This window comes from Desulfovibrionales bacterium, from assembly GCA_028715605.1.
Lineage (GTDB): Bacteria > Desulfobacterota > QYQD01 > QYQD01 > QYQD01 > QYQD01.
In genome coordinates this window covers 51032-72935 of the sequence record JAQURM010000009.1, presented here as the reverse complement: position 1 = coordinate 72935, position 21904 = coordinate 51032, and the positions used below count along the sequence as shown (strand labels likewise).

The 21904-nt window shown below is 51.2% G+C and carries 24 protein-coding genes; 9 read left to right on the top strand and 15 right to left on the bottom strand.

Annotated features, from left to right (window positions below):
• Positions 1 to 176 precede the first annotated feature (176 nt).
• The 7 genes from tsaE to PHT49_09575 form a co-directional block, all read right to left on the bottom strand.
• Positions 177 to 659: a tRNA (adenosine(37)-N6)-threonylcarbamoyltransferase complex ATPase subunit type 1 TsaE gene (gene tsaE, locus PHT49_09605; protein ID MDD5452134.1), complete on the bottom strand. Its 483-nt coding sequence runs from the start codon at positions 657 to 659 to the stop codon at positions 177 to 179.
• Complete coding sequence (locus tag PHT49_09600) at positions 631 to 2229, bottom strand: NAD(P)H-hydrate dehydratase (protein ID MDD5452133.1); 1599 nt, start codon at positions 2227 to 2229, stop codon at positions 631 to 633. The genes tsaE and PHT49_09600 overlap by 29 nt, the downstream gene beginning before the upstream one ends.
• 137 nt (positions 2230 to 2366) lie before the next feature.
• Positions 2367 to 2753 (bottom strand): holo-ACP synthase, encoded by a 387-nt coding sequence (gene acpS / locus PHT49_09595; GenBank protein MDD5452132.1) that lies wholly within the window; start codon positions 2751 to 2753, stop codon positions 2367 to 2369.
• Positions 2754 to 2801: 48 nt separating this feature from the next.
• Positions 2802 to 3518 (bottom strand): pyridoxine 5'-phosphate synthase, encoded by a 717-nt coding sequence (locus tag PHT49_09590; protein ID MDD5452131.1) that lies wholly within the window; start codon positions 3516 to 3518, stop codon positions 2802 to 2804.
• 2 nt (positions 3519 to 3520) lie between these two features.
• Complete coding sequence (gene ybeY, locus PHT49_09585) at positions 3521 to 3958, bottom strand: rRNA maturation RNase YbeY (GenBank protein ID MDD5452130.1); 438 nt, start codon at positions 3956 to 3958, stop codon at positions 3521 to 3523.
• A complete protein-coding gene (locus PHT49_09580; protein MDD5452129.1) occupies positions 3858 to 5834 on the bottom strand; it encodes an HDIG domain-containing protein in 1977 nt (658 codons plus the stop codon). Before PHT49_09580 ends, ybeY begins: the two co-directional genes overlap by 101 nt.
• A gap of 13 nt (positions 5835 to 5847) precedes the next feature.
• A complete protein-coding gene (locus tag PHT49_09575) occupies positions 5848 to 6846 on the bottom strand; it encodes a PhoH family protein (protein ID MDD5452128.1) in 999 nt (332 codons plus the stop codon).
• Positions 6847 to 7090: 244 nt separating this feature from the next.
• Between PHT49_09575 and PHT49_09570 the strand changes: the two genes are divergently transcribed.
• The 8 genes from PHT49_09570 to PHT49_09535 all read left to right on the top strand — a co-directional run bounded on the left by PHT49_09570 (position 7091) and on the right by PHT49_09535 (position 12972).
• Complete coding sequence (locus PHT49_09570) at positions 7091 to 7261, top strand: hypothetical protein (GenBank protein MDD5452127.1); 171 nt, start codon at positions 7091 to 7093, stop codon at positions 7259 to 7261.
• Positions 7262 to 7472: 211 nt separating this feature from the next.
• On the top strand, positions 7473 to 8210 hold the full coding sequence (tatC, locus tag PHT49_09565) for a twin-arginine translocase subunit TatC (protein ID MDD5452126.1): 738 nt from the start codon (positions 7473 to 7475) through the stop codon (positions 8208 to 8210).
• A gap of 98 nt (positions 8211 to 8308) precedes the next feature.
• Positions 8309 to 8749 (top strand): DNA-binding protein, encoded by a 441-nt coding sequence (locus PHT49_09560; GenBank protein ID MDD5452125.1) that lies wholly within the window; start codon positions 8309 to 8311, stop codon positions 8747 to 8749.
• Between the two features lie 12 nt (positions 8750 to 8761).
• Positions 8762 to 9133 carry a 6-carboxytetrahydropterin synthase QueD gene (gene queD / locus PHT49_09555; GenBank protein MDD5452124.1) on the top strand — a complete coding sequence of 124 codons (372 nt, stop codon included), beginning with the start codon at positions 8762 to 8764 and terminating at the stop codon, positions 9131 to 9133.
• A 1-nt stretch (position 9134) separates the two neighbouring features.
• On the top strand, positions 9135 to 9776 hold the full coding sequence (locus PHT49_09550) for a radical SAM protein (GenBank protein ID MDD5452123.1): 642 nt from the start codon (positions 9135 to 9137) through the stop codon (positions 9774 to 9776).
• Between the two features lie 145 nt (positions 9777 to 9921).
• Positions 9922 to 10596 (top strand): 7-cyano-7-deazaguanine synthase QueC, encoded by a 675-nt coding sequence (queC, locus tag PHT49_09545; GenBank protein ID MDD5452122.1) that lies wholly within the window; start codon positions 9922 to 9924, stop codon positions 10594 to 10596.
• Positions 10597 to 10643: 47 nt separating this feature from the next.
• Positions 10644 to 12656: an NAD-dependent DNA ligase LigA gene (ligA, locus tag PHT49_09540; protein ID MDD5452121.1), complete on the top strand. Its 2013-nt coding sequence runs from the start codon at positions 10644 to 10646 to the stop codon at positions 12654 to 12656.
• A gap of 43 nt (positions 12657 to 12699) precedes the next feature.
• The gene (locus PHT49_09535; GenBank protein ID MDD5452120.1) at positions 12700 to 12972 is read left to right on the top strand and encodes an acylphosphatase; all 273 of its coding nucleotides are present in this window, start codon (positions 12700 to 12702) and stop codon (positions 12970 to 12972) included.
• Between the two features lie 36 nt (positions 12973 to 13008).
• Here PHT49_09535 and PHT49_09530 read toward each other — a convergent pair whose 3' ends face one another.
• From PHT49_09530 to murI, 3 genes are read right to left on the bottom strand one after another with little or no spacing between them, the layout of a single operon-like run.
• Positions 13009 to 13227: a hypothetical protein gene (locus PHT49_09530; protein ID MDD5452119.1), complete on the bottom strand. Its 219-nt coding sequence runs from the start codon at positions 13225 to 13227 to the stop codon at positions 13009 to 13011.
• 2 nt (positions 13228 to 13229) lie between these two features.
• Positions 13230 to 13499, bottom strand: a complete 270-nt coding sequence (locus tag PHT49_09525) for a hypothetical protein (protein MDD5452118.1) — start codon at positions 13497 to 13499, stop codon at positions 13230 to 13232.
• A gap of 29 nt (positions 13500 to 13528) precedes the next feature.
• Positions 13529 to 14311, bottom strand: a complete 783-nt coding sequence (gene murI / locus PHT49_09520) for a glutamate racemase (protein ID MDD5452117.1) — start codon at positions 14309 to 14311, stop codon at positions 13529 to 13531.
• Between the two features lie 351 nt (positions 14312 to 14662).
• Between murI and PHT49_09515 the strand changes: the two genes are divergently transcribed.
• Entirely contained in the window at positions 14663 to 15577 is a 915-nt protein-coding gene (locus PHT49_09515) for a YkgJ family cysteine cluster protein (GenBank protein ID MDD5452116.1), read from the top strand.
• A gap of 93 nt (positions 15578 to 15670) precedes the next feature.
• On the opposite strand, the gene PHT49_09510 is transcribed toward PHT49_09515, so the two are convergent.
• From PHT49_09510 to thiC, 5 genes are all read right to left on the bottom strand, one after another.
• Positions 15671 to 16429 carry a hypothetical protein gene (locus PHT49_09510; GenBank protein MDD5452115.1) on the bottom strand — a complete coding sequence of 253 codons (759 nt, stop codon included), beginning with the start codon at positions 16427 to 16429 and terminating at the stop codon, positions 15671 to 15673.
• Positions 16430 to 16497: 68 nt separating this feature from the next.
• Positions 16498 to 17745 (bottom strand): D-glycero-beta-D-manno-heptose 1-phosphate adenylyltransferase, encoded by a 1248-nt coding sequence (gene rfaE2, locus PHT49_09505; GenBank protein MDD5452114.1) that lies wholly within the window; start codon positions 17743 to 17745, stop codon positions 16498 to 16500.
• 9 nt (positions 17746 to 17754) lie between these two features.
• Positions 17755 to 18528 carry a ComF family protein gene (locus tag PHT49_09500; GenBank protein MDD5452113.1) on the bottom strand — a complete coding sequence of 258 codons (774 nt, stop codon included), beginning with the start codon at positions 18526 to 18528 and terminating at the stop codon, positions 17755 to 17757.
• Complete coding sequence (icd, locus tag PHT49_09495; protein ID MDD5452112.1) at positions 18486 to 19712, bottom strand: isocitrate dehydrogenase (NADP(+)); 1227 nt, start codon at positions 19710 to 19712, stop codon at positions 18486 to 18488. Before icd ends, PHT49_09500 begins: the two co-directional genes overlap by 43 nt.
• 379 nt (positions 19713 to 20091) lie before the next feature.
• Positions 20092 to 21402 (bottom strand): phosphomethylpyrimidine synthase ThiC, encoded by a 1311-nt coding sequence (gene thiC / locus PHT49_09490; GenBank protein MDD5452111.1) that lies wholly within the window; start codon positions 21400 to 21402, stop codon positions 20092 to 20094.
• Between the last annotated feature and the right edge of the window lie 502 nt (positions 21403 to 21904).

Genomic DNA, 21904 nt, shown 5'->3' with positions numbered 1-21904 from the left:
AGATTTTCGCCGATATCCGCAGAAAAGCTTTTTTACCGCTGAGCGCCTATTGCCCGTTGTTCGTAGTCCGTTGTCCGTTGCAAATAACTACTGACCACTGACTATTGACTACTGCGATCTCTGCGGTAAATATGAAGCTGTTAATATCCTGGTAATCTGCGTTTATCTGCGTCCAATTACCATACTAAATTTTCGGCAATTTTTGCAATTCTTTCTTCCCAGTCTTTACCATGGGGTATAAGTACAATCTCTCTTTTATCTTCCGCCGAAAAGATAAAGCGGACTTCCAGACGGCCGGCAGGTATAATCCCGGCCAGACGTTCCGGCCATTCTATTACGGTCACTCCTTGCCCATAGAGATATTCTTCCAGCCCCAGATCAGATGCCGCCTCTTCGTTTTCCAGCCGGTAAAAATCCATGTGGAATAGCGGCAAACGCCCCTGGTATTCATTAATTATGGTAAAAGAGGGGCTGGTTACGGCATTAGTATTCGTTATCCCCAATCCGTGGGCGATTCCTTTGGTGAACCAGGTCTTACCGGCCCCAAGTTCGCCTTGTAAAGTCACCACGTCGCCGCCCATTAAAATTTTCCCCAGGCCGATACCCAGGTTAAAGGTCTCAACGGGATTTTTACAGGTGATGGTTATCGCTTTGGCCATGCGCGTTGTCTCCGGGGGTGCGAAGTGCAGCCAGTATCCCGGGTATGGCCTGAGCTACTTCCGTGGCCAGGATTCCGGAGATTTTCTTCTGACCGGACAATCTGTCACCGGCCAGCCCATGGCAGAATACCCCCAGGCAGGCCGCCCGGAAAGGGTTATACCCCTGAGCCATAAATCCCGCGATCGTTCCGGTCAATACATCACCCATGCCCCCGCTAGCCAGGGCGGGGCCGCCGGTAGAGTTTACGGCCGTTTCTCCGTTAGGGGCCGCAATTAGCGTAGCTGCTCCCTTGAGCACGGTATAGATACCATATTCTTTTGATAGTCCTTCGGCCATAGACAGGCGGTTTTCCTGTATCTCCCAGGTTTTTTTGTCCGCCAGCCGGCCCATTTCACCCGGATGTGGCGTTAAAATACGTATATTAATGCTTTCTTTTAATATATGCAAATATCCTTTTATGGCTCTTATGGCGTCGGCATCAATAACCATAGGGATATCTGCTTCGGCCACCAAACGTCGTATGAGGGCCTGGGTCTCAGGATGAAGGGAGAGGCCGGGCCCGATGGCCAGGACCTTCTTGTTTTCTATGAGTTCCATAATACGATCATAGGCGGCGGTAGAAAGGGTGCCGTCAATAGTCTCAGGAAGCGGCTCACTCATAGCCTCGGTCACTTTAGTTTCAAATACAGGGTTGAGGCTCTTCGGCAGGCCGCACGTGACTAATCCGGCTCCGGAACGTAGGGCCCCCAGGCAGGTGAGGATGGCCGCGCCGCTCTTCCCGGGTGAACCGGCAATAATCAGGACGTGGCCATAGGTGCCCTTGTGGCTGTCCGGCGGCCGGGGCAAAATCCAATCATAGCATATATTACGGTCGAGAAGTTCGCGGCGGATTCTATTTTCTTCTACGGCCCTTGCCGGTATTCCTATGTCTATTATCTTGAGGGAGCCGATAAATTCCGGCCCTGGAGGAACTATCTGGCCGATCTTGGGCAGGCCGAAGGTTATGGTGCAATCCGACTTCACCGCCGTGCCCAAAGGCCGGCCTGTATCGGCATCCAGACCGGATGGGATATCAAGAGACCAGACCGGTTTCTTTAGCTCATTCAGCCAGTTTATAACCGTGGCCATTACCCCCCGGACGTCTCCTTTAAGGCCGGTGCCAAAGATGGCATCAATAAAAAAGACATTTTCGCTCGCCGCCCGATCCTGGTATCTTGCCCATTCCTGATCGCCGGGGACGGCGATGACCGGGATATCGAGATGCGTGATGACCTTATAATTGGTTAAGGCATCCCCTTTGAGCTTCTCCGGGGAGGTGAGGAGATAGACGGTAACCAGTACGCCTCTTTCGGCGAGCCAGCGAGCGATGACGAACCCGTCACCGCCATTATTGCCCGGGCCGGAGAAGATGGCCACCTTTTGTCCACCTTTTAATTCGGGCCTGGCCGCGAGGATGGCCTCGGCCGCGCCGTGCCCCGCATTTTCCATAAGCACCGGGCCGGGGATGCCGTATTTCTCGATGGCGGTTCTATCTATTTCTCTCATCTCAGATGCAGTAACGAGCTTCATGTAAAACCTCCGGGATAACATAACCGTTCACCGTTGACCGTTCCCAAAAAAGACGGTTTTTAGGTCGCATAGACTCGACTCTTATGATTTCTTACGGACAACAGTAAACGGATAACGGTGAACGTATAACAGGATAGCTACGAGCTATCCGTTTCGAGGATAACCACGGCTATGCCATAATCTCTTTCATGGGAAAGACTGACAAATTTTCGTTGTATGTCCAGCCTTCCACAGAGTTCAGCGCTTGGCCCATATAGGTTCAATATCGGCTTTCCGGATGCCTCATTGGATATCTCGATGTCTCTCCAAGTTATACCAGACTGCATCCCCAGGCCAATCGCCTTGGCAAAGGCCTCCTTGGCCGCGAAGCGAAGGGCATAATGCAGGTGCGACTCCTTTTTTTTAAGACAATAGGCATTTTCGACCGGCGTAAAAATTCTTTCCTGGAAACGGGTTCCGAACTTTGTCAGCACCTCGCGGATACGGGCGATCTCAACGATATCTGTACCTACGCCATAAATCATAATAAATAGCCATCAGCCCCTTCAGCGATCAGCTTGACACATCACTTATCACCCCTGCCTGATTAAGGCCAGCATCTCCCTTACCGCCTTTTCCATACCCACCAGGACTGCCCGCCCTATGATGCTATGGCCGATGCTGAATTCCTCTATCTCCGGCCAGGCCACCAGCGGCTTGATGTTTATATAATTAAGGCCGTGGCCGGCATTGATCCTGAGCTTTAGTCTATGGGCGGTTTCCACGGCCTTTCTAACGCGAAATAATTCCTGCTTCTTTTCGACCTCATTTTGGGCATCGGCGTAGCGTCCGGTATGGATTTCTACAAAGTCGGCCCCTAATCCTTGCGAGACCTTGACATCAGCCGGTTCCGGATTGATGAAAAGGCTTACCAGTATGCCGTTTTTCTTGAGTGTGGCTATCGCCTTTTTCAATAAAGATTTCCGGCTTACGTCCAGGCCGCCTTCTGTGGTTAATTCCTCCCTTTTTTCCGGAACGAGGGTAACCATGTCCGGTCTGATTTGGCCGGCGATGCTAATCATCTCTTCCGTGGCGGCCATCTCCAGATTTAATTTGGTCTTTACGGTCTGTTTCAGGATATGGAGGTCTCTGTCCTGGATATGTCTCCGGTCTTCGCGCAGATGGATGATGATCCCTTCTGCCCCGGCCAGTTCAGCTATAGCCGCGGCTGCCACCGGATCCGGTTCTATAGTACGCCGGGCCTGCCGTACTGTGGCTATGTGATCGACATTTACCGCCAGTTTTGCCACTTCTAGTCCCTCCTTAAAATATCTAACATTTCTTTTTCTTTTTTAAACATCGCACGGGCGTCTTTCGCCTTTTCATGATCGTAACCTAACAGGTGTAATATACCGTGGACAAGAAGCCAGTCTGTTTTTGCCTCGAGGCTGATATCTTCCTGCCCGGCCTCCCGACCGGCGGTCTCCATGGAAATAACCACATCTCCCAGGATTTCAGGGTGTATGCCGGGGAGATCCGGGGACTGCATGGGAAATGATATGACGTTGGTCGGTCCGCTCCGTTTCAGATAGAGTTCATTCAAGCGGGTTATCTCTTCGTCATTTACGAAAAGAATACTCAGCTCGGCGTCAGGATGAGCCAAGTTTCTTAAAAGTTTCTCCGCTTTTTCCCTTATCTTTCGGCGGTCGATCCTTATCGTCTTTTGTTTGTTGCTGATCAGAATCGGCATTGGTTTTTTTTACTCCGTTACCCCTGGCAGTCGTTTCCGGATATTCAATGCGCTGATGGAATATACCCGTCAGGACGCGTGTAAAGCTCTTTGCTATCTGATGCATATCCTTGAGCGTGAGCTCGCAGTCATTGAGCTGGCCGTCGGCGAAGATATTATTTATGATCTTTTGGACCATACCCTGGATTCTGGCCGGCGTAGGATCATTGAGGGTCCGGGAGGCAGCCTCAGCCGCGTCGGCCAGCATTATCAGCCCGGCCTCCTTGGTCTGGGGTGTGGGGCCGGGATAGCGAAAATCCTCTATACGGACTGCAGACTGGTCTGAATCCTGCGCGCTCCTGGCCTTTTCATAAAAATAAGAAATAAGGCTTGTACCGTGGTGTTGCCGGATGATGTCGATCATCTCTGTGCCTAATTTATGTTTTCTGGCCAATTCTACGCCATCTTTGACATGGGAGATAAGGATAAGGCTGCTCATAGAAGGAGCGAGCCTTTCATGTTTGTTGTCCATCCCTATTTGGTTTTCAATAAAATAAACGGGTTTTTTTGTTTTACCGATATCGTGGTAATAGGCGCTGACCTTGGCCAGCAATGAGTTCGCGCCAACGGCCCGGGCGGCTGACTCTACCATACTTCCTACGATCACGCTGTGATGGTATGTCCCCGGGGCCTGCACCATCAGTTCTTGCAGGAGCGGATGGTCCATGCTGGCCAGTTCAAGCAGTTTGAAATTTGTGGTATATCCAAAGAGGATCTCTACAATGGGGATGAGACCGATGACTATGATCCCCAGAAGGCAGCCCCCCGCAAAGGCGGTAAACATACCTTCAATGGTTTTAAAGGCAAAGAAAGAACCGGTAGAGAGGTTAAAAGCAATAATCATGAGCACCTGGACCAGTCCGACTATGGCGCCGGCCTTCAATACATTTCCCCGTTCCTTGAACTGGGAGACGTTGCGGGAGGCGATTATGCTGCCTACCAGAAAGTAGATAAAAAATTCCAGGGTGTTTGCGAGGAGCAGGGCGGCCAGGATAGAGGCGGGCAGAGAAAATATAATGGCCATGTCTGCCGTGAAAAACACACTTACCAACATAGCCGCGGAAGCGACGGGCAGGGCATATAAAAGGACATTCGGATCCAGTTGCGGCATATTGACAGTGACTGCCCGAACAACAAACAGAGATATCTTTGCGGCAATAAGCACGAGAGCCAAGAGCACACAGAAGAAAAGTAGATTTTTATTGCTGGCTATGAAGGATTTAACCCGCTTGAGTGAGGCATTATAAAGCGTTTTGAGGATAATGGCAGTAAGCAGCGCTGAACCCAGAAATATAGAGATGGTATCCACCTGCCGGGAAGGGCTTTGCTGGGCCTTTAGTTTGATAAGATGCGCGTCCTGTATGCGCTCTCCTTCGCGAACGATTATCTCTCCCTTTTTGATCTGGAGATAAACCGGCGCTGCTATAGATTGTCCCTGATCCTGGGGTGCTTCTGCCCCGGCAGATATTCGGCCTGTCTCTGTGGACTTAGTGGCAAGGTTTGTCTGCCCCGGCGGATCTTCGATTTGCGCCGTACCTTGAGATAGACCGGGGTTAGCCGTTTCAGGCCCGTTTCCCCCCAGGGGCGGATAGTATTCAACTGAAAAATCGCGGGAAGCCTTTATATCTTCTTCGGCCACATCACCGGGTTTGTACCGGACATTTTTTTGTGACAAGCTTGGAGATAAAAGAAATGCTATGAAAAGGCTAAGCGTGACCAGCATTAACCAGCGCTGAAAGGACGCATCCCTAAGGAGTTGCGGCGTCTTTTCGCCCAGCCTTGACAATGCGCCGCTGATGGACATGGGCTTGGCCGGTTTTTCTTCTTTGCCTGGCATGGGGGTTAGTTGACTAATGTGCACGCCCTTTTTCGGCATCTACTTTTTCGTAGGCGTGGATAATTTCCTGGACCAGTCTGTGCCTGATGACATCTCTTTTAGAGAAATACACAAAACGTATGCCTGGAATGCCCTCCAGTATCCTACGCGCCTCGATCAGTCCCGATGGTTTGCCTTCCGGAAGGTCGATCTGGGTTATATCCCCGGTGATTACGGCCTTGGACCCAAATCCGAGCCGGGTCAGAAACATTTTCATCTGTTCGGAGGTGCTGTTCTGGGCCTCGTCCAATATAACAAAAGAGTCGTTTAGTGTCCTTCCGCGCATGAAGGCCAGGGGGGCTACTTCTATCACCCCGCGCTGAATAAGTTTAGTGGCCCTCTCAAAGTTCATCATATCGTACAGGGCATCGTAAAGGGGCCTGAGGTAGGGATTGACCTTTTCATAGAGATCACCGGGAAGAAAGCCAAGTCTTTCTCCGGCCTCGACCGCGGGGCGGGCCAGTATAATCCTTAAGACCTCTTCTTTCACCAATGCGGAGACGGCCATAGCCATGGCCAGATAGGTCTTGCCGGTACCCGCCGGCCCGATGCCGAAGACAATGTCATGCTTGCGCATGGCGTCGATATATTCTTTCTGGGCAAGACTTTTGGGAGTAACCACCCTCTTGCCGGAAGTAATATACACGGTATCGAGGAATATATCTTTTAACTTTACGGAGGGATCGCTGCTCAGAATCCGGATGGCATATTCCGCGTCATGCGGGTATATGGGATAGCCGGAGTGCAGAAGGTCATATAACTGCCGGCATATCTCCGCGGCCAATTGGACGTCCGGCAACAGACCGGTTAAAGTCAATGTGTTGCCCTTGACTCCGGCGTGAACACCCAAGTGCTGCTCCAGCAGTTTGAGATTCTGGTTTTGTTCGCCAAATAGCGCTTTGGCCAGGGCATTATCTTTAAAATCCAGTTTGAGGGTAGATGTATCTACCGGCGATGAAGAATGGGCTTTCAAGTAATCTTTGCCTCTTGGTCAGTCCTTTCTGGAACAAGAAACCGGGCTAACGTCTCTATTTTATTAACATAACTTCTTTTTTCCTGCAAGAAAAATAGTCCCTTATTCCCCTGAATTAGCTGCTTTTTGTCAATCCTGGCAACAATCAACCGACATTATCAATTATTTCTGGCACTTTATTATTGACTTTACCGGCGAGTTTTGCTACAAAAAAATACAATCAAGTACGTAGTGAGGTGTGGTTATGATTCATACGGTGCATAATTTTCTGCCCTGGGGGATTCCCTGGGATGCCGGCCACGGGGTATTTTTCGGCATTACCTATACCGTTATCGTGGTCCTGGGGGTTGCCCTGACGTACGTAGTGCTGAAGACGGTCGAAGACCTCAAAAAGGGCGGCGGCTCGCATCACTAGTAATAATTAAAGGATCAGGTCGTTAAATCCTAACACCTTAATAAGTTTAATAGATAGTTTGAGATATGGAGAGGAATATAATATCCTCTCTATCTGCTTGTTTTCTTGTGGTACTTACCTGTACAAAAAGGTAAGTACCACTTTTTGTTATTCTGGATATCAGGTGTCTCCCTGCCACATTTGTGATTAGCTCATCACATCCCAATAGCTAATGAAGACAGAAAAACTCCCCCTCACTGGCCATCTGGAAGAATTGCGCAGGTGTCTGGTCATCTCATTCATGGCTATAGGTATTGGGTTTCTCTTTTCCTATGCCTTTTCACAGGAGATTTTTGACCTATTGGCCCGTCCCCTTTACAGGCTGCTTCCGCCGGGTGATGCGCTTATATTTACCGGTTATCCGGAGGCATTTTTTCTTTATCTCAAACTGGCTTTTTTTGCCGGTGTGGTTGAGGCCGGCCCGGTTATTCTTTATCAAGTCTGGACCTTTATTGAACCCGGGCTTTATGAGCATGAGAAAAAAATGGCCGTACCATTCGTTTTGGCCTCCACCTTCTTCTTTGTCTGTGGACTACTTTTTGCCTACTTTGTCGTGTTTCCGGTGGCTTTTAAATTTTTCTTGGGCTACAATTCCGAGCACCTGAGCGCTGTGCCTGCCATAGGCGAATACTTTTCCTTTGCTACGCGTCTTCTTCTGGCCTTTGGTCTGGTTTTTGAGTTTCCGGTGGTGATGTGCTTCCTGGCCAGAATGCACGTGGTAACCGTATCATTTTTGAGACGAAACCGGAAGTATGCTATCTTAGGTATATTTATCCTGGCCGCCCTGATTACTCCTACGCCGGACGTCGTAAATCAGTTGCTTATGGCCGGCCCTCTTCTTGTGCTCTATGAATTAAGTATTTTCTTGATATGGCTTATGGAACGGCGGTCGGGGACTGCAAGGGAATAGGAGTCAGGAGACAGTAGTCAGGAGACAGAAGTCAGGAGACAGGAGAAGGGCAAGGAGTTATGAGTTGCTGAACACTGGCGGCTGATAAGGGGGTTATAATGGAATACAGAGAAGGCAGGATTGCGCGTACCTTTGTTTTATACTTTAGTGACGGAGATGACCCGCTGGAGGGGATCAAAAAGGTCGCCATAGAGAAGGGGATCAGAGTGGCCTGGTTTTTCCTGCTCGGGGGGCTGCGGCAGGCCGGGGTGGTAACCGGCCCGGAAAGGCCGGACATTCCGCCTAAGCCTATGTGGAAGGAGTTTACCGGTGATGCCAGAGAGATCGTCGGACTGGGGAGCATACTCTGGAATGACCGGGAACCCTTGATTCATGTGCATACTGCCATAGGCAGAGGGGATGAAGCGGTTGTCGGTTGTGTCAGGCGCGATGCCCGCACCTTTTTGGTCATTGAGGCGCTGATTATGGAAATAGAAGGGCTTGAGGCCAGAAGAAAACTCGATGATAAAAGCGGCATGTTTCTGGCCAGCTTTGATTAGGAGGTCTTGTACATGTACGAAGTATTTATCCGTTCCCACTTTTCAGCCGCCCACCACCTGCGGGATTATCCGGGGAACTGCGAGAAACACCACGGGCATAATTGGTCAATAGAGGTTGCTGTGAGGTGCGCCTCCCTGGATAATATGGGTATGGGCGTGGATTTCAGAATTATTAAGAAGACCCTCTCCGAGGTCCTCTCGGATTTAGACCATACCGACCTGAACGAACTGCCTTACTTTAAGGAAAAGAATCCATCATCGGAGAATATTGCCGCCTATATCTATGAGAGATTGAAGCCATACTTTGACGGCAAGCAGTGCCGGCTCCATCGGGTGACCGTCGGTGAAACACCGGAGACGGGCGTCAGCTATCTGGAGGATTAAATTGCCCCTGACCGTATGCGAGACGTTTTACAGCATCCAGGGAGAATCTACCTTTGCCGGCTGGCCGTGTTTTTTTATACGCCTTAGTGGTTGCAATCTGAGATGCAGTTATTGTGATACCACCTATGCCTACACCGAAGGCCGCATTTTAAGTAAGGAAGATATACTGCGCCAGGTGGAGGCTTGCGGGTCTAAAATAGTTGAGGTCACAGGCGGTGAGCCGCTTTTACAGACGGAGACCGTACTGCTTCTCAACGCCCTGGCAGATAGGAATTATGTCGTTCTTCTGGAGACCAACGGAAGCCGCTCTTTAAGAGATGTGCCGCAAGGGGTAGTAAAAATCATGGATCTTAAATGCCCGTCCAGCGGGATGTCCGCCTACATGGACTTTAATAATATGCGTTATCTCGACCTAAAAGATCAGGTCAAGTTCGTTATTCAGGATCGCAGTGACTACGAATGGGCAAGGGAAAAGATGTCCAGGCATCATATCCCGGTCTATACCCAGGCTGTCCTGTCGCCGGGCTGGCAAAAGATGGATGCCAAAACCCTGGCCGAGTGGATGTTGGCTGACCGGCTGGCGGCCAGGATGCAGATACAATTGCATAAGTATCTCTGGCCGGACCGGGAGCGGATGGTGTAATGAAACACTCATGCCTCAAAGAGACACAAAGAACAATGAAAACAATCCCCCCTTTGGTAAAGAGAGCATCCGTCAAGTCCCCCTTTGAAAAAGGGAAGCCCTTACATTCCCCCTTTGGAAAAGGGGGATACAGGGGGATTTTCAGGTGAAAAGAGACTTGGCCATTATTTTGGTAAGCGGCGGCCTGGATAGCTGTGTGACCGCAGCTATCGCTGCCCATCAATATGAGGTCGCCTTTTTACATGTGAATTACGGCCAGCGCACGGAAGGGCGGGAGCTTACCGCCTTTTACGCTATTGCTGATAATTATGACGTTTCGAGGCGGCTGATCGTCGATATCGGCTATCTCCTTCAGATAGGCGGTTCAAGCCTTACTGACCGGAACATTCCTGTCCCTGAGGCCGGCCGTATCCAAAGCGGAGAGATTCCAACCACGTATGTCCCCTTCCGAAATACGCATCTCGTCGCCATTGCCGTATCCTGGGCTGAAGTAATCGGCGCCAGGAAGGTTTTCATCGGGGCCACTGAGGTGGACAGTTCCGGTTACCCGGATTGCCGAAAGGGCTATTTCGATGCCTATAATAATCTCATAAGGCTGGGTACGCGGCCCGAGACAGATATAAGCATTGAGACCCCGCTGATTGACCTTTCAAAGGAAGAAGTGGTGCGCCGCGGCTTGGAGCTTAAGGCCCCGTTGCATCTGACCTGGTCCTGTTATAAGAATGAAGATGTGGCCTGCGGACGATGCGATTCCTGTATCTTGCGCCTCAAAGGGTTCAGATTGGCCGGTGTGCCGGACCCGATTTCTTACGCCTCCTGATTTGTTTTAACCAGATTGACGAGAATGTTCTCATTAGGTAGCAGGGGATGGAGAAAACAACTAAAGAGATCGAGCAGAGGATAAAAAAGCTGCGTGAGGATATCCATTACCATAACTACCGTTACTATGTTTTGGATAGCCCGGTCATTTCCGATGCGGAATATGATCAGTTAATGCGCGAGCTTATTGAACTGGAAGAGAAATACCCTCATCTTATTACCCCGGATTCACCTACACAGCGGGTCGGGGCAGCGCCCCTGGAAAAATTCGGCACGGCGAGGCATGCTCTTCCTATGCTCAGCCTGGAGAATGCCTTTGATGAGGGCGAGGCGCGGGAGTTTGAACAGCGCATAAAAAGGTTTCTGCGCATGGACGGGCTTATTGACTACGTGGCTGAGCCCAAGATGGACGGCCTGGCTATAGAAATTGTCTATGAAGACGGTTTGCTTAGTACGGCATCGACAAGGGGTGATGGGGTAACCGGAGAGGATGTAACCCAGAATGTGCGCACCATAAAGTCCATCCCGCTCAGGCTGCAACGTGGCGAGTCTATACCGGGACGCCTTGAGGCACGCGGGGAGGTATTTTTAAGCCTCAAGGCCTTCAAAGAGATTAATCAGCAGCGCATTAGAGACGGCGAGTCGCCCTTCGCCAATCCGCGCAATGCCGCGGCCGGTTCCCTGAGGCAGTTAGACCCCAGAGTTACGGCCAGACGCCCCCTTGATTTCTTTGCTTATGGGGTAGGGGTGGTGGAGGGCAGGTCATTTACCAGCCAATGGGAGATACTCACGGTACTGCCGAAGTGGGGGATAAAGGTGAACCCCCTTATTCGCCGTTGCAAAGGGATTGAGGGGTGTATCGATTATTTTCAGGAACTCGAAGGGAGACGTCGCAGTCTTGCCTACGAGATCGATGGCATGGTGATCAAGGTTGATTCTTTCAGCCTTCAGGATCGCCTTGGTGTCAAGACCCGCAGCCCCAGGTGGGCCGTGGCCTATAAGTTTCCGGCAAACCAGGCCAGTACGCGTATTCTTGATATCCAGGTTCAGGTGGGGAGAACCGGGACCCTGACGCCGGTGGCTATTATGGAGCCGGTGAATATAGGCGGCGTTGAGGTCAGCCGGGCCACCTTGCACAATCAGGATGAGATCGCCCGCAAGGACATCCGGACAGGTGATGTTGTTCTGGTTCAGCGCGCGGGTGAGGTCATACCGGAAGTAGTTAAATCGATTCCGGAAAAGAGGACCGGTAAAGAAAAAAAATTTGTCATGCCGGAGAGATGTCCGGTGTGCGGGGCCAGGGTGGTGCAACTGCCGGACGAAGTGGCCGTTCGCTGCCCCAATGCCTCCTGCCCGGCCCAGGTGAAGGAATCCATAGCCCACTTTGCATCCAAGGGCGGTATGGATATTGAGGGGCTGGGTGAAAAGATAGTGGCGCAACTGGTGGACTCCGGCGTTATTAAGGATGCGGCCGATCTTTATTATCTGAGCCGGGAGCAGATTCTGGCCTTGGAACGCTTTGCCGTAAGGTCCACAGAGAACATCCTGGTCGCGATTGACAAAAGCAAGCAAACCTCATTGTCGAGTTTCCTGTATGCCCTGGGTATCCGTTACGTGGGCGAAAAGACGGCCCAGATTCTGGCCGAAAAATTCGGCAGCATGGAGGCCATTGAAAAGGCCTTTATGGAGCAACTCATGGAGATAGATGAGATCGGTCCTCAGGTAGCGGCCAGCGTCACTACGTTCTTTGCTGAAAAGAAAAATCAGGATGTGATCCATCGCCTCCTTGCCGCCGGGGTGCGCCCCGCCCCGCCTGTTCCCATTGGACCCCGTCCGCTTGCCGGGCAGAGTTTTGTCTTTACAGGCGGCCTGGAATCCTTTTCCAGAGATGAGGCCAAGAACAAGGTCAAGGAACTGGGCGGGATAGTATCTTCCTCTGCGAGCCGCAAGACGAATTATGTGGTAGCCGGTAAGGACCCGGGATCAAAACTGGCCAAGGCCAGGGAGTTAGGAGTGACCATACTGACTGAAGAGGAATTTAAAAGGCTGATCGGGACGTGAGTTAGAAGTCAGGAGACAGAATTCAGCATCTTGGGGGTAGGCCATGGTAAGAGCGCATGTTATAATTAATGGTCGTGTGCAGGGGGTCTTTTTCCGGTACTCCACGCAAGAGGAGGCCACCCGCCTCGGACTCAAGGGTTGGGTAAAAAACAGGCATGACGGGCAGGTGGAGGCGGTCTTCGAGGGAGATGAACCGACTGTTGAGAAGATGCTGAAATGGTGCCATCAGGGACCGCCACATGCAGTAGTGAATAAGGTCGATGTAAACTGGGAGGATTATAAAGGGGAATCTGATAGATTTGATATACGTTATTAACTCTCTCGTGTCAAAACAGATCGGTCCGTATTCCCTCTAGAATACACACATCTCTCCGCAATCCGGACATATCCAGGTAACCGCATTACCGGACAGTCCCCACATGTTTTCTTCCATACAGGCCGGGCAAATCTGGAACCCACACCGGCATGTCCAGCAGAAGGGGAGTTCTTTCCCGCAGGCATGACAGATATAATGTCTTTTCCCCCGGCGTGCGTTACTATTTTTTTTCGCGGTATCTTTTTGTAGAGACATTGTTATTGCAACGCCTCGCGGATCTTTCTTAATTCCCGGTCCGCCGCCTTGTTTCTCTCTTCTAAGTCCAGCACATATTCCATTAGGGCCTTCATCTCATCTACGCTGACATAGGCGGTAGTTCCTTCAATACGAAAATTAACCGGAGGCCTTTTAGGGAGTGCAGGGAGCGGCTCGGGCCTTGGTACTGACGCCTTTGGGGTCAGCCAGGCGCATGAAGTAAGTAATAGGGTCATCGTTAAAATCAAAAAAACTTTTTTGCAGATATTCATTATGCTTTCCTCCTTTTTGCCGGCCGGGTCTATGCCAGCAAAAGGTGTATAGGCCTACCCAGGATTTTTTTTGCAATCTCTGCAAAGGTAGGCGTAAGGTCTGAGACATAAAATTGGTTATTGTTGCCTCGTTTGAGTATAACCTCAATTTCCGGGTGCCCGGCCAGGTAGTTTTTAATATAACCGGCCAGCTCCGCTGATGAGTCCACAATCTTAACCCGTTTACCCATTTTCACCTGAATAATATCTTTAAGCAGGGGGTAATGGGTGCAGCCCAGCACCAGGGTGTCGATCTGTTTTCTTTTCAGCGGGTAAAGGTATTTTTTTAAGATCATCTTGGTCTCACGGCGCTTAAGCCATCCTTCTTCCACTAGAGGCACGAGGAGCGGGCAGGCATTAGAGAACACCTTAATGTCCGGATATAGGTCTTTTATCTTTTTGTCGTAGATGTTGCTATTGACGGTCGCTCTGGTACCAATGATACCCACGTTGTGATTTTTTGTGACCTGTGTGACTTTGACGACGGCCGGGGTTACCACCTCGAATATGGGTACGCCGGGGAACCTGTCCCGCAGCGCCTCTGTGGCTACACTGGAGGCGGTGTTACAGGCAACGACAATAATTTTGGCCCCCCTGGAAAGCAAAAATTCAGTATCCTGGATAGCATAGTCGATAATGGTGGCCGGGCTTTTTGTCCCATAGGGGGTTCGGGCCGTATCTCCAAAATATACGATTTCATAGTCCGGGAGTTGCTGAAAAACGGCCCTGACTACGGTAAGGCCGCCGATGCCTGAATCAAATATGCCGATCATAAGTCTCTCTTTTTAAAGTAATTGTACAGCCCGAAACTGCCTGAAACTTTTAAACAGGCTGTTATTATAAGAGATAGCGCCGCTGTTGTCAAAATAATCACATCCTTAGTTTCGCCTATGAAACACACATGTCACATGGCGAACAAAGAACAATGGAAATAATCCCCCCTCACCCCCCCCTTTAGTAAAGGGGGGCATTCGTTAAGTTCCCCTTTGGGGGGAAACGGGGGCACATCAATCCCCCCTTTGGAAAAGGGGGATACAGGGGGATTTTCAGGTGAAAGATAATGGTTTGGACTTTAAGGGAGAAATCATGTAAAGTGCCCAAAATTTTTTAGTAAGGAGCGATCAATGGATGGTCAGTATTCCGGCATGGAGCTGCTTAAAAGGCCGTTGGTACCTCTTACCTTTCTGGTCAGCGGGCTGTTTCTGACTACCGGCCTGCCGGACATTGCCGCGACCGTCGCTAAAATAAAAGAAAATATAACGCTGGACGGTGTGTTTTATGATAATCCTCAGGTCATATTAAAGGACTATCTGGATGTGTTCGAACCCTACGAAAGATTTAAAAGAGGAGAATTAAAAACCAGGGGGCGGCTGATCGTTGATTTAGACCACAAACCCATGGATATCCTGGCCGGTACCATTTTGGAGATAAAGCAGGAGCTGCTGAGGCGGGAATTGGGGCACATAAATTCTGCCCTTTGCGGACAGTATCATTGCACCATTTGCTGTCAGGGACCGCTGGAAGAGGAAGAAAATTCTTTTTTTGAGCTGCCGTTGACTGAAGAAGAGGCGCTGCTCTTCCCGTTGCCCGGCATAGATACAACCCTGACGCGATCCACAAACGCCTACGCCGAACCTCCGTTAATGCGGGATGACCAGCCCTTCTACAAGACGGAGCCCGCTCTTTATCACTGGCGTCAGGGATGGGGGCTTATTCTTACGCGCGGTTCTTTTTGTCCGAATTTGAACAGAGATAACGGCCGCTGCCTGATATATGAGAAGCGGCCAGGGGTCTGTCGCTGGCCACAGATTTTCCCGATGGTGCTGGAAAAGGTGTTTGACCCGGAAGGCGTCCAGGGTATTGCATCGGCAAACGGCGTGAGTCTCAACGATTTGACGGACAAGGATCACTACTATGTAAGTCAGGAAAAAATCCTGGCCGTATGGGATTGTCCGTATGTGCAGGAATACAAGGATGATATTATCCGGTTTGCTGAACTGAGCAGCCTTGAACCGGTTTTCCGCAGGAACAAGAAGTAAGATATTTAGATAGGCCTCATTTTGTCGTCCGGCATACCGGTCTTTCGGCCAGATGTGGTTTAAGTCCGGCCGCTTCGATTAAATGGATGGGAATTAATATCCCATAAAGGCCATCATCTCTCCGGCAATCTCGTCAAACTCTTTGTGCATAGCATCTGACCATTCCTCTTTGGGCGGGAAGGTGTAGGTGGGATTGGCGTTGTAACGCCGTCTGGCCCACAATCTATCTGCCATAGGCACTCCGGCAAATTGTTCAAGTTTGTCGAGAGCGGCATCGCTTGTACAGTTTTCGATCTTCACGATGAGCTTTTGGCTGTCAGGAATGACCTTTAATCCTTCCAGGGCAATCCTGTTTCTGTGCGTCCATATCCAGGCGTTTTTCTGGAGCGGGGTCATCTCATCCCACCTGTCAAAATAAGGATCATTACGGAGGGGCACTGTGCCAAACATACCCTGTTCATGCCATTTGCGCGTGATCCCTGACCGGGCAAAGTCCTTGCCGTTCCTTACTCCGAGGATAAATTTGGCTGACGGGTTAAGGTAATAGATGGCATCAAGAAAGTGAATGTACAGGTTGGAAGAATCAATAAACCTCTCCGGGTCGATGCCCTGGTGGAGATCTTTTATAACCATAATCCTTTTTTCAAGGCGGTCGAAAGGATTTGCACGGGGATCTTTAAGAGAAAAATATTTATCGAGGAGATAGGCGACCCGGAACTCATGGTATCCGCCGAATAGCCTGGCGAACATGCCGGTCCCCGACCGTCCCGTACCGGTAATGATTAGCATATTTCTATTTAGTTCCCATCCGAAAATCCCCCTGTATCCCTCTTTTCCAAAGGGGGATTTCAATAGTTCCCCCCTTTAGCAAAGGGGGGGGTGTGGGGGGATTTGGCAGTTTCCGGATAAACACTATTTAGTTACTTCGTCCCGAGGATACGTTCGATGGTTCCCGTGGTCGATGCCCCTTCGATCAGGGGTATCCGGACCACACGGCCGCCGTAGGATTTAACCATATCGGCGCCTACGATATCCTCTTCCTCCCAGTCGCTCCCCTTTACGAGCACATCCGGTTTAAGCGCCTCGATCAGGGCGTAGGGCGTTTCTTCAGAAAATAAAGCAACCGCATCTACTGTGGCCAGGGCAGCCAGAAGCTCTGCCCGGTTCTTCTCATTGTTTATGGGCCGGTCCGGCCCTTTTATGGCCCGCACGGACTCATCACTGTTTACGCCGATTATAAGGAAATCGCCCTGTGTCCGGGCTTCCGCCAGATAACGGGCATGGCCGACGTGGAGTATATCAAAACAGCCATTGGTAAACACGATTCTTTTCCCTTCCTTTTTAATGCGCATGATAAGCTCTTTGGCCGCATCCCGGGACATGATCTTGTCCTGATAGGATGAGGGTGCAAAAGCAGGGGAGGGGACGGTATTGAAGAAATCCCGTGTTTTTTCTACCTGGGAGGGGTCAATATCTATGGCCACAAGACATTCTTTTTCGTCTGCCTCAAAGAGGATAGAGCCGTCCGGCCCTATGATGCGGGAATGCCCGGCAAATACGGTCTTCCCATCTGTTCCGCAGCAGTTGGCGGCCACCACAAAACACTGATTCTCGATAGCCCGTGCCGTGGTGAGGGCCTGCCAGTGCCCAAGGCGCACCAGGGGCCACTCGGCGCATACAATAATAAACGCCGCTCCATTGCCGGCCAGGTGGCGGCAGAGTTCGGGGAACCGCAGGTCATAGCAGATAATTATTCCGACCCTGCCAAAATCAGCTTCAAAGACCGGGAGTGCATGGCCTTTGGTAAAATAACGATCCTCTCCGGTAGGCGGGAAGGGATGCGTCTTGCGGTACTTGCCGATCAGACCTCGCTTTCCATCGAGGAGAAATGCCGTATTGTAATAACGGCCGTTTTCTTCGTCAGGCAGGCTGCCGGCAATAGCCATGTTGTAGTCGTCGGCTACGGCCTGGAGGGCGCTAAGCAGCCGGGGCGTTTCCCGGGTCAGGGCCGGGAGCTTATCGTAAGCAAAGCCTGTGGCCCACATCTCCGGCAAGACCGCCAGGCGGACATTCTGTTTGCCCAGACCTTCCAGGCCGCTAACGGCCCGGTCAAGGTTGTGTTGCGTATCACCTGTTTCTATGGAGAACTGGACTATGCCGAACTTCATTTTACCCTCTTATTGTGCTATGGCGCGCGCCAGCGTCAGGACAGAAACTTCCCCGGCCCCGGCCTCTTTAAGTACCCGGGCGCATTCATTTACCGTGGCGCCGGTGGTAAAGACATCGTCGCATAGAAGGATGTTTTTGCCCCGAATCCTATCCGGCCTTTCCACGATAAAAGCCCCTTTTATGTTTTTCCGGCGCTCGTGGTGTTTGAGAGTTGTCTGGGGCTCTGTCCACCTGTGGCGAACCAGTGTCGTAAAGTCTATTTTCTCCTCTTTTTCTCCTCCGGCCCATTCTCTTAGAAGGAGCAGCGTCTGATTAAAGCCCCGTTGCCGAAGTCTCTTTACGTGAAGCGGCACGGGTACGAAGAGGTCAAACTGATCCATGTTAAAAGGCCCATCCCCATTTTTTAATCCGGCGAGAGTCCGGGCATAGATAATCTTTTTCCCGAATTTGAATCGGTGGACGGCCTCAAGTATAGGCCCGTCGTAAAAGGTGACAGCCCGGGCCCTGTCAAAGTGGTAGGGCGTATTGAGACAGGTATGGCAGAGGTGCTCCGGCTGCCCTTCCGCCGCAAAAGGCCTCCCGCATGCAGTACATGCCGGGCTGTGAATGAACTTGATGCCGCTCATGCACTTGGAGCAAAAAAGCACCGCCGGCCGGCCGGGTAAGGGGGCGCTGCACAGCAGGCAGGATGAGGGGAAGAAAAGCTGTCCTATAGCCGAAAGGAACGGCCTTATGCCTGCTAAGACAGGTTTTCTATGACTGCATTGCCAAACTCTGAGCATTTGAGTTCAACGGCCCCGGGTATCTGCCTGGCCAGATCGTAAGTCACCCTCTTTTGCAAGATGGTCTTCTGGATGCCCTTGTAGAGCAGTTCGGTGACTTCTTTCCAGCCCAGGTATTCAAACATCATTCCACCGGCCAGAATGAGGGCGCCAGGGTTGACCTTGTCCTGGCCTGAATATTTCGGCGCGGTGCCGTGTATGGGTTCAAAGAGGGCGTAACCATCGCCGATGTTGGCGCTGGGGGCCAGCCCCAGACCTCCGACCTGTGCGGCCAAGGCGTCTGACAGGTAATCGCCGATCAAATTTGGTGTGGCGATAACGCTGTATTCCTCAGGCCGCAGCAAGACCTGCTGGAACATGGCGTCTGCTATGCGGTCTTTAATGACGATCCTGTCCTGTGGAGGCTTGCCGCCATACCGGGCAGAGACCTCTTCCTCGGTAATAGTGGCCTCCGGGAATTCCTCCCGGGCCAGTTCGTATCCCCAGAGGCGGAAGGCCCCGTCGGTGAATTTCATGATGTTTCCCTTGTGTACCAGGGTGACGCTGCTTTTTTTATGTTCCAGGGCATATTCTATGGCCTTACGGACCAGTCGCCTGGTCCCGCCCCGGCTGATATGCTTTATGCCGATCCCGGAATCCGACGGGATGTTTTTGCCCGTGGTCTCCTTGATAAATGAGATTACCCTGGACGCCTCCGGCGTTCCTTCCTCCCATTCTATGCCTGTGTAGAGGTCTTCCATATTCTCCCGGAAGATGACCATGTCCACCTTTTCCGGCTCCTTCACCGGGCTGGGCAGTCCGTGGAAATATCGGGAGGGCCGGATGCAGGCATACAACTGAAGTTCATGCCGCAGGGCCACGTTCAGGCTGCGGATGCCTTTTCCCACGGGCGTGGAAAGGGGGCCTTTTATGGCTATCCGGCAGTCGCGGATGGTATTGAGAGTCTCCGTTGGCAGCCATGCGTTTTTTTGCGCAAAGGCCTTTTCTCCGGCCAGCACCTCCTGCCAGAAAACCTTGCGCTGTCCGCCATAGGCCTTGCCTACAGCCGCATCCCAGACGCGCACGGCAGCCGCCCATATATCCGGGCCGATGCCGTCCCCTTCGACATAAGGGATTATGGGATAATCCGGCGCCTGGATTTTCCCGTCAGCAGATAGAGTGATCTTTGCCGGTTGGTTGGTCATGAAACGTAACTCCTTAATCTTTAAAAACTGGCCTCAAAACCTAGTATAAAAACGGACATTCGTCAACAGCAAATGAATCCAAAAACGACCGCCTAAAATAACCCGGTGCTGTATCACAGTCCGCCTGCGACGGAATCCTGCCAATTTAGCTGTCAGCATTCAGCGCTCAGCTTTTTGACAGGCGAGACGCCTGTCCTACTGCATTTGCTTCTGAACATGCATAGCGAGCGCATTCCCCGCTGCTTGCGGCGGGGAGCTTCAATTCTGACTTCTGTCTCCTGACTTCTGGATTCTGACTGCTGGATTCTGACTGCTGACCGCTGATAGCTGATGGCCGATCGCTGCTTCGCAATAGAAGGACTTTTACGAAATCTTGAAGTTACAATTTGTCACTTTTTCGCAACGTCCCGGCAAAGATTCGACTTGCCCCTTTATTGGCGCAAAATTCTCCGCACATGGTACATGTAGCGTTATCACGGGGCAGACGGTCTTTCCGGATCGTTCGGGCGATCTCCGGAAACAGCATGGAGCGAAATTGGCCTTCCCAGTCCATATCGCGCCTGGCCTTGCTGACCTCCATATCCCGCTTTGTTGCTCGCGCGCCATGTTTAATGGTGTCACCAATATAGGCAGCCACCCTGGCCACCCGTACTCCTTCAATTACATCAGCCTTGTTGGGTAAGGCCAGGTGTTCGGCCGGGGTAATGTAACAGATGAGGTCAGCGCCATAGCGGGCAGACTGGGCGGCCCCGATAGCCGCCACTATATGATCATAGCCGGCGGCGACATCGCAGGGGAGGGGCCCCAGCATGTAATAGGGGGCTTCATTGCTCATCTTCTTTTGCAGGATTATGTTTGCCTCTATCTCATCCAGCGGCACATGTCCCGGCCCTTCCACCATAGTCTGGCAGCCCATCTTTCGTCCGATCTCGGCCAGCTCACAATTAATGACCAGTTCCGTAATCATGGCCCGGTCACATGAATCATGGATGGCCCCGGCCCGCAGACCATTTCCAAGGGATAAGACCACGTCGTATCTTTTAAGGATATTTACCAGGCGCTCAAATTGGGCATAAAGCGGGTTCTCCCGCTTGTTGGCTACCATCCAGGCTACCATGGAGGTGCCGCCCTTGGAGACCAGGCCCCCGTAGCGATACCCCTGTTTTTCCAGCCGTTCCAGGGTGTATAAGTTAATGCCGCAGTGGATGGCCATAAAGGAGATGCCGTCCGCACACTGTCTTTCGATCAGATCAAAGAGCATTCCCTCATCCAGTTTGTTCGGGTCTCCATATTTCTCGGCGGCCATACAAAAGGCCTGATAGAGGGGCACGTTTCCTACCGGCAGGCGCACGGCCCGCAAAATCTCCCTCCTGATCTTGTCCAGATCCCCGCCCACGCTGAGTTCCATCAGGGTATCGGCGCCGGCTTCTTCGGCGGCGCGGGCCTTTTCTATTTCTTCCGCAATATCGACAATATCTGTCGAGGTCCCTATGCTGGCATTTATCTTGGTACGAAGGCCCTTTCCAATACCTACTACCTTACAGAGGTGATTTTGATTGGCCGGGATAACAATCTTTCCGGCGGCCACCATCTCACAGACGTACTCTGGAGAGACGCCTTCCTCGCCGGCTAGTTCCTGCATCTCCCTGGTAATGATCTTCTTTTTTGCCTGTTCAACCTGTGTTGCCATTTGATACCTCCTTATACTTGATACCGTAATGTCAAGAATCTTGCCACAGAGGGCACAGAGAACACAGAGATATAAGCAAGTTAAAGCAGAATTTGGTTCCTTCCCTCCCCATTTTCTCCAATGTCCTTGTTTGTCTCCAGAAAATGGCTTAATTACAGACTTGGAAAGTACACAGATCCCGGAAGCGCCCATAAAACTATTTCTTTCGTAACAATTTAGTTCTTTGCAAAAACTCTTTTCTGTCATTCCGTGCTTGACACGGAATCCAGAGGCCAAGCCACGAAATAAAAAAACTGGATTCCGGCTTTCGCCGGAATGACAATGTGCTTACTACGGCCCTAGTGTTTTTGGACTCCCGACATATTCTGCTTGAAGTTTTATAAAGGGCTAAAGCGTTACTTTTTTTCTTAACTGTTCTGTCTTTTTCTTTTGATTTCTTTACCTTGCTCTGTGCACCCTGTGTCCTCTGTGGCTTATTTCTCTTGCCTAGAATAAAAAAATC

Excerpts from the sequence above, each read along its gene's own strand:
- tsaE (MDD5452134.1), bottom strand. The coding sequence starts at position 659 with ATGGCCAAAGCGATAACCATCACCTGTAAAAATCCCGTTGAGACCTTT.
- PHT49_09600 (MDD5452133.1), bottom strand. The coding sequence starts at position 2,229 with ATGAAGCTCGTTACTGCATCTGAGATGAGAGAAATAGATAGAACCGCC.
- acpS (MDD5452132.1), bottom strand. The coding sequence starts at position 2,753 with ATGATTTATGGCGTAGGTACAGATATCGTTGAGATCGCCCGTATCCGC.
- ybeY (MDD5452130.1), bottom strand. The coding sequence starts at position 3,958 with ATGCCGATTCTGATCAGCAACAAACAAAAGACGATAAGGATCGACCGC.
- PHT49_09580 (MDD5452129.1), bottom strand. The coding sequence starts at position 5,834 with ATGCCAGGCAAAGAAGAAAAACCGGCCAAGCCCATGTCCATCAGCGGC.
- PHT49_09570 (MDD5452127.1), top strand. The coding sequence starts at position 7,091 with ATGATTCATACGGTGCATAATTTTCTGCCCTGGGGGATTCCCTGGGAT.
- tatC (MDD5452126.1), top strand. The coding sequence starts at position 7,473 with ATGAAGACAGAAAAACTCCCCCTCACTGGCCATCTGGAAGAATTGCGC.
- PHT49_09560 (MDD5452125.1), top strand. The coding sequence starts at position 8,309 with ATGGAATACAGAGAAGGCAGGATTGCGCGTACCTTTGTTTTATACTTT.
- queD (MDD5452124.1), top strand. The coding sequence starts at position 8,762 with ATGTACGAAGTATTTATCCGTTCCCACTTTTCAGCCGCCCACCACCTG.
- ligA (MDD5452121.1), top strand. The coding sequence starts at position 10,644 with ATGGAGAAAACAACTAAAGAGATCGAGCAGAGGATAAAAAAGCTGCGT.
- PHT49_09535 (MDD5452120.1), top strand. The coding sequence starts at position 12,700 with ATGGTAAGAGCGCATGTTATAATTAATGGTCGTGTGCAGGGGGTCTTT.
- PHT49_09530 (MDD5452119.1), bottom strand. The coding sequence starts at position 13,227 with ATGTCTCTACAAAAAGATACCGCGAAAAAAAATAGTAACGCACGCCGG.
- PHT49_09525 (MDD5452118.1), bottom strand. The coding sequence starts at position 13,499 with ATGAATATCTGCAAAAAAGTTTTTTTGATTTTAACGATGACCCTATTA.
- murI (MDD5452117.1), bottom strand. The coding sequence starts at position 14,311 with ATGATCGGCATATTTGATTCAGGCATCGGCGGCCTTACCGTAGTCAGG.
- PHT49_09515 (MDD5452116.1), top strand. The coding sequence starts at position 14,663 with ATGGATGGTCAGTATTCCGGCATGGAGCTGCTTAAAAGGCCGTTGGTA.
- rfaE2 (MDD5452114.1), bottom strand. The coding sequence starts at position 17,745 with ATGAAGTTCGGCATAGTCCAGTTCTCCATAGAAACAGGTGATACGCAA.
- PHT49_09500 (MDD5452113.1), bottom strand. The coding sequence starts at position 18,528 with ATGCTCAGAGTTTGGCAATGCAGTCATAGAAAACCTGTCTTAGCAGGC.
- icd (MDD5452112.1), bottom strand. The coding sequence starts at position 19,712 with ATGACCAACCAACCGGCAAAGATCACTCTATCTGCTGACGGGAAAATC.
- thiC (MDD5452111.1), bottom strand. The coding sequence starts at position 21,402 with ATGGCAACACAGGTTGAACAGGCAAAAAAGAAGATCATTACCAGGGAG.